The sequence below is a fragment of the Acidimicrobiales bacterium genome (assembly GCA_040219515.1).
GTDB lineage: Bacteria > Actinomycetota > Acidimicrobiia > Acidimicrobiales > Aldehydirespiratoraceae > JAJRXC01.
This window is the reverse complement of the sequence record JAVJSI010000014.1, coordinates 257,791-273,807: the sequence shown is the minus strand read 5'-3', so window position 1 is coordinate 273,807 and position 16,017 is coordinate 257,791. Positions and strand designations below refer to the sequence as shown.

11 protein-coding genes are annotated in these 16,017 nt (G+C 69.6%); 4 read left to right on the top strand and 7 right to left on the bottom strand.

All coding sequences use genetic code 11. The features are described 5' to 3' along the window. Window positions 1–25 precede the first annotated feature (25 nt). On the bottom strand, window positions 26–4,891 hold the full coding sequence (locus RIB98_14635) for an NAD-glutamate dehydrogenase (GenBank protein ID MEQ8842217.1): 4,866 nt from the start codon (window positions 4,889–4,891) through the stop codon (window positions 26–28). A gap of 90 nt (window positions 4,892–4,981) precedes the next feature. Continuing rightward, the gene (locus RIB98_14630) at window positions 4,982–6,379 is read right to left on the bottom strand and encodes a M20/M25/M40 family metallo-hydrolase (protein ID MEQ8842216.1); all 1,398 of its coding nucleotides are present in this window, start codon (window positions 6,377–6,379) and stop codon (window positions 4,982–4,984) included. Between the two features lie 77 nt (window positions 6,380–6,456). On the opposite strand from RIB98_14630, the gene RIB98_14625 reads away from it, so the two are divergent. Together RIB98_14625 and RIB98_14620 are read left to right on the top strand one after the other, a co-directional pair. Beyond that, the gene (locus RIB98_14625) at window positions 6,457–6,618 is read left to right on the top strand and encodes a hypothetical protein (GenBank protein MEQ8842215.1); all 162 of its coding nucleotides are present in this window, start codon (window positions 6,457–6,459) and stop codon (window positions 6,616–6,618) included. 90 nt (window positions 6,619–6,708) lie between these two features. Further along, a complete protein-coding gene (locus RIB98_14620) occupies window positions 6,709–6,981 on the top strand; it encodes a DUF4404 family protein (protein MEQ8842214.1) in 273 nt (90 codons plus the stop codon). Window positions 6,982–7,079: 98 nt separating this feature from the next. Here RIB98_14620 and RIB98_14615 read toward each other — a convergent pair whose 3' ends face one another. Both RIB98_14615 and RIB98_14610 read right to left on the bottom strand, forming a co-directional pair. After that, the gene (locus RIB98_14615; GenBank protein MEQ8842213.1) at window positions 7,080–7,529 is read right to left on the bottom strand and encodes a nitroreductase family deazaflavin-dependent oxidoreductase; all 450 of its coding nucleotides are present in this window, start codon (window positions 7,527–7,529) and stop codon (window positions 7,080–7,082) included. Further along, window positions 7,526–8,623, bottom strand: a complete 1,098-nt coding sequence (locus RIB98_14610) for an adenylate/guanylate cyclase domain-containing protein (protein MEQ8842212.1) — start codon at window positions 8,621–8,623, stop codon at window positions 7,526–7,528. Before RIB98_14610 ends, RIB98_14615 begins: the two co-directional genes overlap by 4 nt. A 58-nt stretch (window positions 8,624–8,681) precedes the next feature. Between RIB98_14610 and RIB98_14605 the strand changes: the two genes are divergently transcribed. Next, entirely contained in the window at window positions 8,682–10,853 is a 2,172-nt protein-coding gene (locus RIB98_14605) for a hypothetical protein (GenBank protein ID MEQ8842211.1), read from the top strand. Between the two features lie 27 nt (window positions 10,854–10,880). Next, window positions 10,881–11,741: a hypothetical protein gene (locus tag RIB98_14600; protein ID MEQ8842210.1), complete on the top strand. Its 861-nt coding sequence runs from the start codon at window positions 10,881–10,883 to the stop codon at window positions 11,739–11,741. Here the strand turns inward: RIB98_14600 and RIB98_14595 are convergent. Genes RIB98_14595 through RIB98_14585 form a run of 3 tightly spaced genes read right to left on the bottom strand, consistent with a single transcriptional unit; the run spans window position 11,731 to window position 16,015 of the window. Next, the gene (locus RIB98_14595; GenBank protein ID MEQ8842209.1) at window positions 11,731–13,032 is read right to left on the bottom strand and encodes an FGGY family carbohydrate kinase; all 1,302 of its coding nucleotides are present in this window, start codon (window positions 13,030–13,032) and stop codon (window positions 11,731–11,733) included. The two genes, RIB98_14600 and RIB98_14595, sit on opposite strands and share 11 nt — an antisense overlap. After that, window positions 13,029–14,423, bottom strand: coding sequence for an FAD-binding oxidoreductase (locus RIB98_14590; protein MEQ8842208.1), 1,395 nt, complete (start codon window positions 14,421–14,423; stop codon window positions 13,029–13,031). Before RIB98_14590 ends, RIB98_14595 begins: the two co-directional genes overlap by 4 nt. Continuing rightward, complete coding sequence (locus tag RIB98_14585; protein ID MEQ8842207.1) at window positions 14,420–16,015, bottom strand: glycerol-3-phosphate dehydrogenase/oxidase; 1,596 nt, start codon at window positions 16,013–16,015, stop codon at window positions 14,420–14,422. The genes RIB98_14590 and RIB98_14585 overlap by 4 nt, the downstream gene beginning before the upstream one ends. Window positions 16,016–16,017 lie beyond the last annotated feature (2 nt).

Below are 16,017 nucleotides of genomic sequence, written 5' to 3'. Positions count from 1 at the left end.
GACGGACTCCTGCTCGCCTGACTGGTCAGGACGTGCGATTGATGAGGCTGCGCAGTTCGCGACCGGCAACCAGCAGGGTGGTGAGGTCACTGGGCCCCGCCCCCCGGATGTCACCGAGCGTACGACGGAAGTAGTCGACGGGCGAGGTGTTGCGGGCCACCCACTGATCCAGCAGCACCTCGGCATCGGTGGCGTCCTCGGCCCTCGCGACCACCTGGGCGGTCAGATCGCGGTGGTCGGTGTACAGATCGCCGCGCAGGGTGAGTCGGGCCAGCGACGTCCATTGGGTGTCGCGGGGCAGAGCGAGGATGTGATCGCGCAGCCAGTTCAGGTCGAGCCGGTCGGCGACACCGAAGTGCACTGCCGCGACCGTGGAGGCGTCCACGCCGGTGCGGACGGCGATCTCGACGATGTCGAGCGCGGCCAACGACGGCGTCAGCGCGGCCACTCGCCGGGCCAGCGGCGGCGACATTCCATCGGCCGCGAGCCGGCGACTCAGGTTCTCGAACGCGTCGAGTTCGGCTCCCACCAACGAGTCGGGGATGTGGTCAAGGATATCACCGACCGGCACCGCGAGATCGGCGACCGCATCAGCGGCCGAGAAGGGGTGAGGCCGGCTGCGCAGCATCAGGCGCGTGGCCCGCTCGGCGAGCTGGCGGGCCGACAGGTGGGTCGCGAGCTGACGGGTGGCCGGCAGCTCGGCGTCGAGCATGTTGACGGCCCGGCCGAGCTCGCCCAGTCGGAAGATCTCCCACGCCGCCATGTGGGCCGCGGCGACATCGGCAAGCGGCGCGGAGGTCTCCTGCCCGAGCCGATAGAGCATCGTCGTGCCGGCCCGCTCCACCACGAGGTTCGCGATGCGGTTGGCCAGGATCTCGCGCCGCAGCCGGTGACCGTCGATCTGGTCGGCGAACCGCTCCCGCATCGCCGACGGGAAGTAGGCGTGCAGGATCGGCTCGAAGATCGGATCGTCGGGGACGTCCGAGGCGAGGAGGGCGTCGGACAGCACGTTCTTCGTGTAGGCGAGGATCACGGCGAGTTCCGGTGTGGTCAGGCCCTCGCCCGAGACCATCCGTTCGCCCATCGTCTCGGCGTCGGGCAGCCCCTCGAGGGCCCGGTCGATCAGCCCCTGCCCCTCGAGCCACGAGAGGTAGCGGGCGTGCACGTCGACCATGCCGGCCGCCTGCGATCGGGCGGTGCTGAGGGCCTGGGTCTGGCTGTAGTTGTCGGCGAGCACGAGCATCGTGACCTCACCGGTCATCTCCTCGAGCAGCTCGTTGCGCTGCTTCTCGGTGAGGTCGCCGGCTGCGGTGACCCGGTCGAGCGCGATCTTGATGTTCACCTCGTGGTCGGAGCAGTCGACCCCACCGGCGTTGTCGATGGCGTCGGTGTAGATGCGGCCGCCCGCCGACGCGAACTCGATCCGTCCGAGCTGTGTCACCCCGAGGTTGCCCCCCTCCCCCACCACCTTGGCTCGCAACTCGCGTCCATCGATGCGGATCGCGTCGTTGGCCTTGTCGCCGACGTCGGCATGGGTTTCGTGGGCGGCCTTGACATAGGTGCCGATGCCGCCGTTCCACAACAGCTCGACCGGGGCTCGCAGCACCGCTGCGATCAGCTCGTCCGGTGGGAGCGACGAGACGTCATCGCCTAGCCCGAGCGCCTCGCGCATCTCGGGCGACACCTCGATCGCCTTGGCCGAGCGGGGGAAGACCCCGCCGCCCTCGGAGATCAGTTCGGCGTCGTAGTCGGCCCAGTTCGATCGCGGCGTCTCGAACAGGCGCCGGCGTTCGTCGAACGAGCGGACCGGGTCGGGGTCGGGGTCGACGAACACATGGCGATGATCGAACGCGGCGACCAAACGGATCTGCGGCGACAGCAGCATCGCGTTGCCGAACACGTCGCCCGACATGTCACCGATGCCGACGACGGTGAACGGTTCCTCCTGGATGTTCTTGCCGAGCTCGCGGAAGTGGCGCTTCACCGACTCCCACCCGCCACGAGCGGTGATGCCCATCGCCTTGTGGTCATAGCCGTTCGATCCACCGGAGGCGAAGGCATCGCCGAGCCAGAGTCCGCGCTGCATGGCCAGCTCGTTGGCGATGTCGGAGAAGGTGGCGGTGCCCTTGTCGGCCGCGACCACCAGGTACGTGTCGTCACTGTCGTAGCGGACGGTGTCGGCCGGGGGCACGACCTCACCATCGACGAGATTGTCGGTGAGGTCGAGCAGCGCCGAGACGAACAGGCGATAGCAGGCGACCACCTCGTCGCGCAGGGCATCGGGCTCCGACGGCGGACGCTTGAGGACGAATCCGCCCTTCGCGCCCGACGGCACGATCACCGCGTTCTTCACCATCTGGGCCTTCACCAGGCCGAGCACCTCGGTGCGATAGTCCTCCAGCCGGTCCGACCAGCGCAGCCCACCACGAGCGACCGAGCCGGCCCGTAGATGCACACCTTCGAAGCGCGCCGAGTAGACGTAGATCTCGTAGCGAGGCCGAGGTTCGGGCAGATCGGTGATGTTCCGGGGGTCGAACTTGAACGCCAGATACGGCGGTGCGGCGTCGTCGACCCGCTGGTGGGCATTGGTGCGCAGCGTGCTCTCGATCAGGTTGTGGAACCGGCGGAGCACCCGGTCCTGGTCGAGGCTGCTGATGTCGTCGACCAGCGCGAAGAACGAAGCGTTGAGGGCGTCGACCCGCTCGGCCCGGGCGGTCGGGTCGGCCGCTCCGGCCGGGTCGAATCGCGTGGCAAAAAGGTCGACGAGGAGGCGGGCGGCACGGGGGTGGTCGACCAGGGTCTGCTCGACGAAGGCCGGGCTGTGGGTGATCCGAGTCTGCTGGAGGTAGCGCGAGTAGGCCCGCAGGATCCACACCTCGCGGGGTCCCATCGCGGCACCGAGGACGAGCCGGTTGAAGCCGTCGTTGGCCACGTCGCCTCGCCATACGGCATCGAAGGTCTCGGCCAGCAGCGCCGACACCTGCCCGAATTCGAGCGAGTCGGCCGGCGATTCGAGCGCGAAGTCGTAGATCCAGATCGGCTCACCGTCGGCCGGACGCACCTCATAGGGCCGCTCGTCGAGCACGGTCACGCCCAGGTTGTCGAGCGCGGGCATGACCGAGGTCAGCGAGACCCGCTCGCCCCGACGGTAGAGCTTGATCTTGAACGCGTTCTTCGGCTGCCCCGGATCGCGATAGACGCTGAGTCGCAGGGCACCGTCGTCGCCGATGGACTCGAGCTGGTGGATGTCGGCCACCGCGGCACGGGCGCTGAAGGCCTCGCGGTACTCGATCGCGAACGCATCGCCGTAGCGGCGGGCGATCACCGGGCCGTCGTCCTCGCCGAACGCGCGCTGCACCTCGGCGTCGAGATCGTCGTGCCAGTCGCGCAACAACTCTTCGATGCGCGACTCGAGCGCCGCCGTGTCGACGTCGTCCGCGATGCCGTCGCTGACCACGTCGGCATCGATCCGGATGTGGAAGAGCGTCCGCGAGAGCACGCTCTCGGTGATGTCGGTGCTCCAGTCGGCATTGACGCCGCCGTAGGCGTCCATCAGCAGCTTCTGGATGCCCGACCGGGTCGCCGTGTTGTAGCGATCGCGCGGCATGTAGACCATGCAGGTCACGAACCGGCCGAAGAGCTCCGGACGAGCGAACACCCGCACCCGCCGGCGCTCCTGGAGCTGAGCGATCGCCATCGAGGTCTCGAACAGCTCGTCGACATCGATCTGGAACAGCTCGTCGCGCGGGTAGTCCTCGAGGATCGTGAGCAGCCGCTTCTCGTCATGGCCGCCAGTGGGGAAGCCCGAGCGATCCACGACTTCGCGCACGAGGCGTCGCAACATCGGGATCTGTTCGGTCGCCCGCGTGTAGGCCTCGGCGGTGAACAGCCCGAGGAAGCGTCGCTCGCCGGTGACCGTGCCATCGTCGCCGAAGGTCTTGATGCCGACATAGTCGAGGTGCGCCGCTCGATGCACGGTCGACTTCGCCGCCGTCTTCGTGATGTTGAGCAGCTCGGGCGCGGCGGCCCGTTCTCGCGCCCGCGGTGCCATGTCGCGCAGCAGGCGGGCGGGGGCGGCGGCTGCGCCGCGTTGTCGAAGGATGCCGAGTCCGGTGGACGGGTCGGCGGTGAGTGCATCGTCGTCGAGGCGATACTCCCGATAGCCGATGAACACGAAGTGATCGTTGGACAGCCAGTCCAGGAGTTCCTGCGTCTCGGCCACCTCGGCGGGCGCCAGCGGAATGGGTTCGGATGCCAGTCCGTCGCTGATCTCGCGCATGCGGTCCTTCATGACCGACCAATCGTCGACCGCGGCGCCCACGTCGCCGAGCACCCGTCGCAGGTGCTGTTCGATTGCGACGATGGCCTCGGGCTCGGTGCGCCGATCGACCTCGATCGCAATGAACGACGATTTGCGGTTCAACACCTCGGGGTGATCCCGCGGGTTCACGAAGCCCGGACCGGCGTCGCCTCGACCCCCGTCGGCGGCATCGCGGACGTCGGTGAGGATCGGATGGATCACCAGATGGATGCCGAGCTCGAGTCGACTGAGTTCCATGGTGACGGAGTCGACGAGAAACGGCAGGTCGTCGGTCACGATCATCACGACGGTGTGGGCGTTCTCCCAACCGTCGACGTCGATCCGCGGGTTGACCACCGCGATGGCCGTGGTGCCTCGCTCCCAGTCGGCGGCCAGCGCCGCGTGGTCCGCGGCGAGACCGAAGAGATCCTGAGGGGTGCGCTCGGCCAGGTCCGTCCGGTCGACATGGGCGAAGTAGCAGCGCAGGAAACCCTCGCTCACGTCGCTCCGGCCGGCCGAATCTCGCCCCCGAGCGACCACGCGATCGATCGTCGACATCGCCGTCTGCCCGTCGAGCGTGTCGTCCCCCATCGCCGTCGACGCTACCCCCTCCGTTGCAATGGGGTCAGACCCCCGTTGCGGTTTCGAACTGCAACGGGGGTCTGACCCCGAATGCAACGGTCAGGTGAGGAGGTCGGTGGCGACGTCGAGGAAGAGGTCGGTGCTGAGACGGAGGGATTCGACGTCGATGCGTTCGTCATTGCCGTGAAAGCGCCGGCCGAACGAGCCGACGTCGAGTTCGGGGCTGAACAAGCCGGCGCCGTAGGCCACCGACCCCATCTCGCGATAGATGCGGGAGTCGGTGAAGCCGACGATGAACTGGGGCGCGAGCCGAGCGCCGGGGAACGGTTTCGCCACGGCCCGTTGCAGGCTGTGCCACAGCGGTGTGTCGGTCGGACTGATGCTGGCGGGATCGTTCATCAACACCTGCACCTCGACGTCGATCTTCTCGGAGAGATCCCCGAGCGCCGCATCGAGATGGGCCTGCACCTCGGCGGCGTTGTCGCCCGGCATGGTGCGGATGTCGACATCGATGTCCACCGTGTCGGGGATGACGTTGGTCTTCATCCGTGGTCTGTCGCCCTCGGCATCGTCGCCACCACCCACGAGGACATTGGGCGACAACGTCGTGTGGCTGCACGAATAGAGGTGTGACGCGTGGCCGGCATCGGGCAGCTCGTCGAGCGTCCGATCGAGGCGGCTCGGGTCGAGCATGGCGGCCTTCGTCTCCTCGTCGGCGTGGAGGTTGGCGACGTACTGCGGCCACAGTTCGTGGAAGCGGGGAGCCGGGCGATAGTCGGCCAGGCGCTGCACCACTGCGGCTGCCTTGACGAGCGCGTTGTCGGCGCGAAACGGACGAGAGCCGTGGCCCGGCGTGCCCTTCACCCGTAGCCGACGCCAGGCGACGCCCTTCTCGGCCACGTTGATACCCACCCTCGGCGCATCGGGTGGACCGGAATGCAGACCGCCGTTCTCGGTCAGCACGAAATCGGCGTAGATCGCGTCGCGTTCGTGCTCGGCCATCCACCGTGCTCCGTGGGCGCTGCCCGACTCCTCGTCGGCCACGGCGAAGAAGATGAGATCACCACGCGGGCGGAAGTTCCCCCGGGCAAGTTCTCGGAACGCCACGGCCATCGCGGAGGTGAGGTTCAGCATGTCGACCGCGCCGCGACCCCAGACCTCGTCGATGCCGTCGGGCGACACCACGCGCTCACCACCGAACGGATCGCGGCTCCAGCCGCTGCGGTTCACGGGCACGACATCGGTATGTCCCATCAGGCACAGGCTCGGCGCCGACGGGTCGCTCCCTTCGATGCGAGACACGAGCGAAACTCGCCCCGGCGTCGGTTCGTAGCGCTCGACATCGAGGCCCGACCCTTCGAGCCAGTTCTGGAGCACATCGGCGTTGCGGACTTCCTGCCCCGATCCGGCCGTGCCGTCGTTGACGCACTCGTTGCGGATCAGCGCCTGGAGCAGATCGATGGTCTGGTTCATTCGGACGGTCGAGACCTCGGGCACCGCGCCAGTCTCGTACCTGCCGTCGCGGAGAGTGATCGGCGGCTTCGGGTGTCACGGCGTGACCGTACTGTGAGGTCGTGGTGGGCGGAGATGAAGGCGGAGTCGACGACGGCGACAGGGACGAGTGGCGTCGACGAGCGCGGCGACGAACCGGTTGCATCGTGGGTTGCCTCGTCCTCAGCTGGGCGATCGCCGCCATGCTGCTGTTCGCGGTGCGTCGCCTGCTCGCGCTTGTCTGAACCGGGCGCCGGGGTGTCACCCCCGAACCGCCGAGCGAGTAGAACGAGTACGCATCCGCAACGACGACCTGAGAGAAGACGAGGACTTCAGTGAGCAGCGAGCACTTCCCCGACGAGGACATGGACGAGCTGCTGAGTCAGCTGCGGGCCGCAATCGCGGAGACCGGTCTCGGCGACGACGACCGCGGCCGACTCGACGATCTCGTTCGCCGCATCGAGTCCCAGGCCGACGAGGACGAGGACGACGATCCGAACATCTTCGAGCACCTCGATGATGCGCTGTCGCGCTTCGAGGCAGAACACACGGGCCTAGTCCACACCATCAACCGCATCGCCAACGCCCTCTCCGCCGGCGGCATCTGACCCGTTGCAATGGGGTCAGACCCCCGTTGCGCTTATTGAACTGCAACAGGGCGAACTGCAACGGGGGTCTGACCCCGAATGCAACGGCTGGGGCTTGTTCAGCTGACGGGTGTTGCGACGAAGACGGGGATCACCCGGTCGTGCTCGGCGGCCGAGACGGCGTAGTCGGCGTAGTCGGGGTAGACGGCCACACCGCGGGCGTACCACTCGTCGCGCTCGTCGCCGGTCACCTCTCGCACGGTGAATTCCGCCGGCGTCGCACCGTCCTGAATGGTGACGTGGGTGGCGTCGACGAGGTTGTGGTACCAGCCCGGATGCGTGGGCATGCCCGCCTTGGAGGCGATCAGCGCGTACTCGCCCTCGTGCTCGACCCGCATCAACGGCACCTTGCGGATCTTGCCGCTCTTGTGGCCCGTCATCGTGGTGACGATGATCGGGATGCCGGTGTCCATCAGGGTGTTGGCCCGTTCGCCGCCCGACGCCTCGTATTCGGCCACCTGATCGGCAACCCATCCCCAACTGCTCGGTTCGTACTCTGCGTCGCTCATGGCGCGATCGTGGCACGATCGGCGTGTGTCGACCAGTCGGGGCCCGGACGCAGGCGGTACACGCGGGTGTCGCCGATGTGGCGCAGCGGCCGGGTACCGAGGCTCCGAAGGGCGAATCGGGGGTCAGGGCCGAGCGCGTCGCGCAGCTCCTGGCTGACGTTGACGGCGCCCGCCCGGCCGATGCCGACCATGCGACTCGCCATGTTCACGACGGGGCCGTAGACGTCGCCGTCGCGCGACAGCACCGGTCCGTAGGCCATGCCCACGCGAACACCGCCCAGCGCCTTGTCGGCAGCAACCGCCTCGACGAGCTCGAGCGCGATGCGGCCTCCATGCGACGGGTCGACGGTGGTGAACATCGCCGCGTCGCCGATCATCTTCACGACCCGCCCGTCGTGTTCGACCACGACGCGATGGACCATGGCGTCGAAGCGGCCGACGACCTCGGCCAGCGCGGCGTCGTCGAGCTGCAGGCTGAGTTCGGTGAACCGGACGAGGTCGGCGAAGCCGATCACCTGCGCGGAACCGTCGGCCAGCATCGCGAGATCGACGCGGCGCCGCGCCGCGGCCCGAAGATGGCGCCGGAACGTGTACTCCACCGCGTCGGACAGAAACGGGAGCAACTCGCCGGCGCTCAACGCGAGGCCGGCCCGTGACTCGGTGTCGGACTCGCGGGCCTCGGCCGCCTGGGCCTCGGTGGCGTCGACGACCGCAGTCGCGATCTGGGACATGGCCTGGCCGAGCACCCGGGCCAGCTGCAACGACACCAGTGGTTCGATGATCCCGGCCTCGGTGAGCGCCAGGAGGTTCTTGAGGATGCGAACGTCGGTCTTGCTGAAGAACGGGTCGTCCTCGACGGGCTCGACGAAACCCAGACCCCGCCAGATGAGGCGGATCTGCTCGGGTTCGGCGCCGACCTTGTCGGCCAGCTCCTCGAGGGTGAGCTTGCCTCGTTCGGGAAGCACGAGCGCATCGATGGCCAACAGCTCGGCGGTGCCGGCCTCCTCGGCCTCTTCGATGAGCTCGGGCTCGAGGCCGAGCCCGTCGAGGACCTCTCTGACCGAGCGGGCTCGGCGACGTCGTATGCGGGCCACCCGGGCAGCGTAGGCGTCCGGCCTCGCTCCGCCCGGGCACGGCCCCTAACCTCCCGCCATGGCGGATGGCACCCCTCAGTTGTTGCACCTGCTCAAGGCCGGACGGATTCTCCAGTACCGCCAGCAGAACGTCGCGCTCGTGTCCGCACCCGAGGGCACCGAGTTCGACATCACCTACGCCGAACGGTGGCTGGCCCCCGACCTCGAGGTGCAGGTGGGCGACGGTGCGATCGTGATCCTCTCGGATTCGCCCTACAGCCAGGTCGACCCGGCTCGCTATGCCTCGGTCACCGGCGCCGACCGGGGCCGCAACGGACTCCATCTGACGATCAAGGTCGGTCCCTGGCCCGTGGTGGAGGACGACGACGCACTCACCCCGCCGCTGCGCTCGCACCCCACCCAACCGCCGTACTTCGCCTGGCGAGCCCCGGCCGAGGGCATGCGGCCGCCCCGTTCCGACCACGAGTCGCGCGAGGCCTGGCGGCGGGTGGTGCATCGACTCCGGGGCAACTCGTTCTACGCCGAATCGAACTTCGGTCGCCTGGTCCGCGTGCTCGATCCCCACGGCCACGAGGTGCGCGAACGCAGCCTCGAGCTGGGCGAAGTCGCCACCGCGGTGATCGAGGTACATTCGCCGGGTGGTGGCGACCACGTCCACTCGGTGCTCGTCGACTCCGACCCACCCGGCGCCGTCGTCGGCGGCATCGAGAAGGAGCGAGCCGACCAGGACGACTATCTCCACGTCCCGGTGCGGCCTCTCGCCGCCGGCACCTACTCGGTCGATCTCTCGTTCGTGCCGGAGCCGTTGCTGTCGACCCGGCTGTCGTTCGCCATCGAGACCCACAAGGTCGCTCCCGCCCCTGCACCACAGCCGCCGGTGCCGAAGGTACCGGCGGCGGACCCAGCAGAGGGAGGGACCGCACCGGCGGCCCCGGGTGGCGGAACCGACCCGGCGCTGGTGCAGGCCCTGGCCGAACGGCTGCGTCGCATCGACGCGATCGAACCGACGCAGTGGTTGAACCTGCTCCAGGACCACATCCTGCCCCTGGCGCCCGACGACCCCGTCGTTCGTTCGATCACCGCCGAAGCCGCCTACGACATCGGCGACCACCAGACGGTCATCGATCTGCTCGACCAACCGAGCCGGTTCCGCGCCGGCGATGCGTTCCGCCGACTGAGCGCCGGTCTGCACTACAGCATTCCCACCGAGGTGGCCTCGCTGCTGCGCGAGATCGATCTGGGCGTCGAGTCCAACGTGGCCCGGCTCGCCGCCGAACTCCCGAAGCTGCCCGACGGTGCGGTCCGCGAGATCGCCGAGGTGATCCTCGACGAGCTCGCGGGCAAGGAAGTGCTCGATCGGCTCCTGCCGGCCGTGTTCCCCCGCCTACGCGACGACCTCGCCGTGCGGGTCGCTCGTGAGTGTGCACCGGCCGATCCCGAGGCCTGGCTCGAACGGGCGTTGCAGCGCTGGCCCGAGCCCCATCGCATGCCCGACGAGGCGCTGGCCGAACTCCTGACGTGGGACATCAACACGGCCGCTCTCGCGCCGTATCTCCGTGAGGCCATCGAGGACCATGTCGACGCCGGCGAGATCGACGAGGTCCTCGAACTCGGGGAACGGGCCCGGGCCATGCTGCCCCGCCGCGACCAGGTGCGTCTCCGGGCCGCCACCGCTCGCCTCTTTCTCGAACACGACGACACCGTCGACACCGGACGGTCGATCCTGCTCGCGGCCGCGATCGACGGTGCCGGACTCGGTGACCCCGACTTCGCCACCGAGATCGCGTTCACGCTGCGCGAGCGATGGCCGGCCGGCGAGGACGACGAGGTGGACGCCGCGGTCGAGCGGCTCCGCGCCGTACTCGACGACCTGGTCGACTTCCAGGAATGGCGAGAGAAGCGCGACAGCGACATCGCCTCCCGGCTCCGTCCCTCCTTGCAGGGCAAGGTCGTGCACATCGTGGGCGGTCGCCGCCAACCCTGGGCCGAGCCGCTGGAAGCCGATCTGGGACTACGTGACCTGCGCTGGCACGAGAGCGAGCGACGAAAGCCGCCCAGCCTCGACTGGGTCGGCGCCGTCGACCCGGCGCGAGACGTGGTCGTGCTGATCTGGACCCATTGCGGCCACGCAACCCGCCAGGGCCTTGACGTGGCAGGCTTGCAATACCAACATGCGACCTGGAGTCGCGCGAGTGTGCTGGAAGCTTTGGCAACCCACGCGGCGTCCTGAACCCGGCCACGACCCGAGAGGCACGCCATGCGCAGACACACACTTGCCATCGGCATCGTCTCGGCGATCGTGTCGCTGGTCACGATCGTCGGTGGGCCCGCCGCCGCCCAGACGGACGACGACGAACCCACCGGCACGATCTGGGACGACCACACGCTCGTCGTCACCGCCGCCACACCGGGCACGCTCTCGCTCACCGACACACCCGGCGCGCCCTACGACGGGCCGCGGATCTATTGCGCCTGGTTCTCGGTGGTGGTCACGTCGACGGGTGTCGACATCGTGGGCATCGCCGACCCCACCGTGGGCGACACGTATGTCTTCAACTGTTGGTACACCGACCCCTTCGCCGACATCTACCCGGGCTACCCGATCGTCGCCGTCTTCGACCCGGTCGTCGATCCGCCCGGCCCGCTCATCACGACACCCGAGGTCGCCCGGTTCGCGCTCGACAGCATCGTGTTCGAGTCCCCGGTGGCGGTCACCGCGCCGGCCGTGACCCATGTCGTCGGGGTCGAGTCGTGGTTCGCGGTGGACAGCGAACTCGACTACGACGCCGCGTCGGCCCAGGCCGGCCCGGTGTGGGCCACCGTGCGACCGGAGTTCCGCCACGTCACCTGGGACCTCGGCAACGGCGACCGGCTCGTGTGCACCGACGACGCCCGCACCCGATGGTCGACCGACGGGCCCGACGACCAGACCAGCGCGTGCACCTACGCCTACCGGTCGAGTGGCGAGGAGGCCATGGCGGCGTCGGCCACCGCCCACTGGACGATCTGGCAGCAGACCGATCGGACCGCCGGCGAGTGGACGGTCTGGGGCACGGTCAGCCTCACGACCCCGCTCAGCATCGACGTCGTCGAGCTCGAGGCCGTCATCAACTCGTAGCGGCGAAGAGGGCGGCGCCCCGCAGGCTCGCCTCGACGTCGTCGGGCCGGCGGACGGCCAGGCCACGCCCGGCGAGGCTCTCGAGCAACACGGCCGAGCGGCTCAGCCCACCGTCGACGGCCAGCGCCGTGACGCCCATGTGAGCGGCCAGTTCGTCGACGCGGTGGGCGATGCCCTCGACGACGGCCCGGACCATGTCCGGGCGGGTGGTGTCGAGGGCGAGACCGGACCATTCGCCGCGAGCGGCCGGGTCGTGGTGCGGGGTGCCGAGTCCGGCCAGCGCCGGCACGAAGGTCACCGCACCGGTCCGGCCCTCGCCCGCCACTGCGTCGAGGTCGGCGACCCGGTCGAGCAGCCCGATCCGTACCAGCCACTCGACGACGCTTCCGGCGGTGTTGATCGACCCCTCGTGGATGAAGGGCGCACCGCCCCGCGCACGGCGCCACAGTGGCAGCAGGTAGCAGCCGTCGGGCGCGGGTGTGGCGGTGTCGCCGACGTGGACGTCGAGCATCGCCGATGTGCCGAGGGTGAGCTTGGCTTCGCCGTCACGCAGCTCGTGGGCGGCGCAGGCCGCCATCTGGTCGCCGAGTCGGGCGTGGAGTACGACCTGGCCGCTGGGATCGAGCCAATGGGCCGGTCCCACGGCAGCGTCGGACGCAACGATGTCGGGCAATGGCTGCCGGGGCACGCCGAAGAATTCGAGTGCACCCTCGGACCAGTCACCTCGGCGGACATCGTAGAGCCCCGTCGCCGCCGCGTTGCCCGGCTCGGTCACGAACGCAGCGCCGTCGGACAGGGCCCAGGTCATCCACGCGTCGACCGTGCCCATCCGTAGCGTGCCGTCGGCCGCGGCTGCGACCACCGCCGGGTCGTGCTCGAGGAGCCAGGCCATCTTCGTGCACGACGCCGAGGTGTTGATCGGGATCCCCTCGGCCACGAGTTCGGCCACGGTCGCTGCGGTGCGGCTGTCCTGCCACCCCACGGCCGGTCGGATCGGTTGGCCGGTGGCCGCCGACCAGCACACGATGGTGGCTCGCTGGTTGGCGATGCCGAGCGTGTCGACGTCGCCCGCCGCCACGCCGGCCTGGCCGAGTGCCGCGCCCCACAATCGCTCGGTCGCCGCCACGAAGGCGGCGGCGTCCTGTTCCACCGCGCCGACGAAGGGCACCTCGAGCGCGACCTGCTCGTGGACGAAGGCGACACGTTCGCCGGAGGCCGGATCGAACAGGCCGAGCCGGATCGTGGTGGTGCCGACGTCGAGGCCCGCCACCAGCCCGCGCCCGCCGGTCACGGGATCAGCACGCCGGGATTCATCAGGCCGTCGGGGTCGAGCGACGACTTCACCGCCCGCAGCATCGAGACGCCGGACTCACCCACCTCGGCCGTCATCCAGTCACGGCGCACCCGACCGACGCCGTGGTGATGGGCCAGTCCGGCACCGAGGCCATCGGCGGCCGTCATCGCCGCCGCCCAACAGGCGTCGTAGGTGGCCGTGAACTCGGACGGATCGCTCGGGGTGGCGGCCAGTGTGAAGTAGAGGTTGGCGCCGGACCGGTAGGCGTGTGACGAATGGGCCGAGGCCGCGACCACCCCGGGCACCGCCTCGAGCGCGGCCCTCACCGCGGTGTAGAGCGCCGGTAACCGCGACCAGTCGGTGGCCACCTCGATCGTGTCGGCCACCACGCCGGTCCGGAGGAGCTCGTCCCAGCTGGGCACGGCGTTGCGATGTTCGAACCAGCCGTCGACGGCCTCGGACGGTGCGACGGAGCCGCCCCCTGCAGTGCAGATGCCGGCCACCGCGGCGGCTTCGAGCGGGGCCAGTCCGGGCGGTCCCTCGTGGAGGAAGATCAACATGGCGTGGCCCTTGGGCATCTGGTCGCGGAAGTGACGCCACGACTCGCGACCGTCGTAGAGCCGCACCACCGGCGGACGCCAACCCGCTCGCATGACCCGACGGATCGCGTCCAGACCGTCGTCGAAGTCGGCGAAGTGGAAGGCCTGCCGCATGCCCGGTTCGGGCCGTTCACGTAGTGAGAACGTCACCTCGGTCACGATCCCGAGCGTGCCTTCCGATCCCAGCAGCAGCTGCCGCAGGTCCGGCCCCGCGGCCGCTCGTGGTGTGTCTCGGCCCCGATAGATGGTGCCGTCGGCGAGCACGGCCTCGAGCGAGAGCACGACGTCCTCGATGTTGCCGTAGGCCGTCGAGTACTGGCCCGATGCCCGGGTGGCCACCCAGCCACCCACCGTCGAGATCTCGATCGACTGGGGCCAGTGACCGATCGTGAGTCCCTCCGCCTGCATCCGTTCCTCGGCCGCCAGACCGTTGGTGCCCGCGCCGAAGGTGGCGGTGAGATCGTCGGACGACAGCGCTCGCAGCCCGGTCATGCGCTCGGTCGAGAGCACGACCGAGCCGGCCGAGGACAGCACCCCGCCTACGACCCCGGACCCTCCGCCACGCGGGATCATCGGTGCACCGTGACGCCGACAGATGCGCACGACCTCGGCGAGCTGGTCGGCCGATACCGGCGCGCAGACGGCCACGGGAGCGACGACCGCCCGACCGGCCGAAATCGGGATCTGCGACCGCATCCACGTGTCGCGGGCCCGCTCGGATCGCTCGGTCTCGCCGAGGAGCAGCGACGCGGGGTCGAGGTTGTCGCGCAGATCATCGAGCAGCGTCATGAGTGGGCTCCCTGGTCGGCCGGTGGCGAGGAGTCGAAGGCGAGTTCGTCGGCGAAACGTGCGTGCACCGTGGCCTCCTGGGCGGCGCGCTCCTCGGCCGACCAGCCGAGGCGGTCGGCCATGCGCTCGGCGACGGCCGCCGCCAACTCCGCTCGGCGGGCCGGGAGGTACCAGGCGAGACGGGTGCGTCGATAGACGACGTCGACGAGGGTGGTGGCCGCCTCGACGTCGACGGCCCAGTCGACCTCGCCGGCCACGACCGGTTCGCCGTCGACGAGCGGCACCGGGCCGAGGGCGAGCACATCGGCCGCCTCGGACCCGTAGAGCCGGCGCAGTCGGGTGGCGAGCCGGTCCGGATCGGCGTCGACCGGGAGGCCACCGGGCAGTGGGGCCAGTCCTGGTCCGGGGCCGAGGCGCCGTCCCATCCGGTCGGCCACCACGTCCATCACGTCCTCGGCGAGACGTCGGAACCCGGTGAGCTTTCCGCCGGCGATCGAGATCATGCCGCCCGGGCCGACCGTCACCTCGTCCTTGCGCGACATCTCCTTGGCCTCCTTGCCCTCCTGGGCGATGAGCGGCCGGACCCCCGCCCACGCGGCCACGACGTCCGACGACGTCAGCGGCTCCATGTCGAAGTAGCGGGTCATCGGCGCGAGGAGGTAGTCGACGTCGGACCGCTCGATCTCGGGCCACAGCGGCCGGTCGCCGTGATAGCTCGTGTCGGTGGTGCCGATGTAGACGGTGTCACCGCGCGGGATCACGAAGATCGACCGCTTGTCCGCGGTGTTGCAGATCACCAGATGGTTGACCGGAAAGCGAGATCGGGGCACGACGATGTGGACACCCTTGGACAGATGCAGCCTGGTCGCGGGCGGGTCCTGTTCCATCCTCGCGATCCGTTCGACCCAGGGGCCGGCCGCGTTCACCACCACGTCGCCGCGCACGGTGACCTCACGCCCGGTCGTCGTACACCGGGCCACCACCCCGTCGATCCGTTGGCCCTCGTGTACGACACCCACCGCGGGCAGGCGACTGGCGGTGACCGCGCCCGTCGCGTCCGCCGCCCGCAGCGTGGCGAGCACGAGTCGGGCGTCGTCGGTCAGGTACTCGCGATAGGCGACGGCGTAGTTGTACGGGTCGGTACGCAGCAGCGGTTCGTGGGCGGCCACATCGTCGCCCTTCCACACCTGGTGACGGTCGGCGCCGTCGATGCCACCGAGCTTCTCGTAGGTGCCGATGCCGGCACGGAAGGTCGTCACCGCGGCCCGGTTCCGAGCGGGCACGACCATCCAGCACGGCTCGGCCAGGTGGGGCGCCATCGCGTGCACGGCGGTGCGCTCACGGGCGGTCTTGCGCACGAGATCGACCTCGCCACTGGCCAGATACCGCAGGCCACCGTGAATCAGCTTCGACGACCGGGACGAGGTGCCGGCCGCGAAGTCGTCGCCCTCGATCAGCGCGACCCGCAGACCGCGCCCCGACGCATCCCGGGCCACGCCGGCACCGGTGATGCCCCCACCCACGACGATCAGGTCGAAGCGATCGGCCTCGAGTTCGTCGAGCCGGGCGGATCGGGACGAGGGCGTCAGCACGA